The organism is Xanthobacter pollutisoli (assembly GCF_040044995.1).
Classification (GTDB): domain Bacteria; phylum Pseudomonadota; class Alphaproteobacteria; order Rhizobiales; family Xanthobacteraceae; genus Xanthobacter.
Window position 1 is genome coordinate 1 of the sequence record NZ_JBDZDP010000066.1, and the last position, 1,671, is coordinate 1,671.

The following is a 1,671-nucleotide window of genomic DNA, read 5'->3' on the forward strand; positions in this document are numbered from 1 at the left end:
CCCTAATTCCGCGATGAAGAAAGTTCCGTCCCGCTGAAGCTCCTTTATCCTATGGGTGTTTGAGGAATCGGAATCACGGTTTCCCTTCACCCGGAGGGTGCGATGGGGTTGTTGCAGACGGTGTTGCCGTTCAAGCTCGACGTGACGGATGAATCGCTGAGCGCCCATGGCGGCCAGGCGCTGCATGGCGAATACCTCAAGGCGGTGAACGTCGCCGAGACGATCGACCGGGAACTCCCGCCGCCCGGCAGCGCGAAGGGCTATGCGCCTTCCGTCCACGCCATTCCCCTCATCCTGATGCTCTCGGGCGGCGGACGTTCGCTGGAAGACCTGCGCGTCCTGCGTTCGGACACGGCCCTGCGCAGGCTGCTGCAACTTGAGGTCATGCCGAGCAGCGACGCGACGGGAGACTGGCTGCGCCGCATGGGTCAGGCCGATGGACTTGAGGGCATGCATCGCGTCAACAGGACCGTGTTCCAGCGGCTTGTCTCGCGGGACGGACGGTTGTCCTTCACGCTCGACATCGATGCGACGCAGATCGTCGCGGAGAAGCGCGATGCCAAATGGACCTATAAGAGCGAGAGGGGATACATGCCGATGGTCGGGCACATGGCCGAACTCGGACTCGTCGTCGGCCATGAGTTCCGCGAGGGCAATGTCGCGCCGCAGACCCGCAACCTGGAGTTCATGCAGGACTGCGACGCGGCCATGCCGAAGGGCAAGAAGATCGTGGCCGTGCGCGCCGACAGCGCCGCCTATCAGGCGGCGGTCCTCAACTGGTGCGAAACGACAGGCAAGGTCTTCGCCATCGGCGCGGACCAGGACTCGGCGGTCAAGGCGGCCATCGCCGCCATCCCCGAAGGCGACTGGACGAGCTTCCGCGACGGCTGGATCGCCGAGACTGTCCACTGCATGAACAAGACGGGCAAGGCCTTCCGGCTGGTCGTCATGCGCCGCCCGCGCGACGTGGATCTGTTCGAGCAGGGGTCGCCGTGGCGCTACCACGCCGTCGCCAGCAACCGCGAGGACGAAGACGCTGCGGCGACGATGGTCTGGTACTCGAAACGCGGCGACGCCAGCGAGAACCGCATCAAGGAAATAAAGATCGGCTTCGGCATGGAATCCATGCCGTGCGGACAGTTCCACGCTAACGCCATGTTCTTCGCCGTCGGCGTGCTGGCCTACAACCTCTTCCTCGGATTCCGGGCGGACGCGCTCGATGACGACTGGTCGAACTCGCAGGTTCGAACGGTGCGTTGGCGGCTGTTCCAGACGCCGGGAAAGGTCGTCTGCCACGCCAGGCAGGTCGTCCTGAAGATCGCGGCGGACATGCTGGACGTGTTCGCGCAGATCCGCGAGCGCTGCGCACGCGTCGCGCTGAACATGATGGAAGGAGGTGTCGTCCACGCGACTTCGTAGCGCCTTCCGGCGACGGAAACGAACATCGTCGGGATGAGGCGAAGAGGTGGCATGGGCGCAGCCGTGCCTGATGACGGGCGATATGGAGGCTGAAATGACGTAGCGCGGCGGCGAAGGACGAGGACTGCGGTTGGATCGTCCCAAAAGACGGTTTCTGAAGCCGTCGGGTCAGGGATCAAGACGCAAAACGGGATTGGAATCAGCGGTTGCCCGGCCAGCCTACTCGATCAAATTTCCATCGCGGATTTTGGG

At 63.7% G+C, this 1,671-nt stretch carries 1 protein-coding gene; it reads left to right on the forward strand.

What is annotated here, in order from left to right:
• Window positions 1-102: 102 nt before the first annotated feature.
• Window positions 103-1,419, forward strand: a complete 1,317-nt coding sequence (locus ABLE93_RS26860) for an IS1380 family transposase (protein ID WP_348842716.1) — start codon at window positions 103-105, stop codon at window positions 1,417-1,419.
• Window positions 1,420-1,671: the final 252 nt, after the last annotated feature.

What these genes read in the sequence shown, in the direction of transcription:
- ABLE93_RS26860 (WP_348842716.1), top strand. Translation starts at nt 103, where the DNA reads ATGGGGTTGTTGCAGACGGTGTTGCCGTTCAAGCTCGACGTGACGGAT.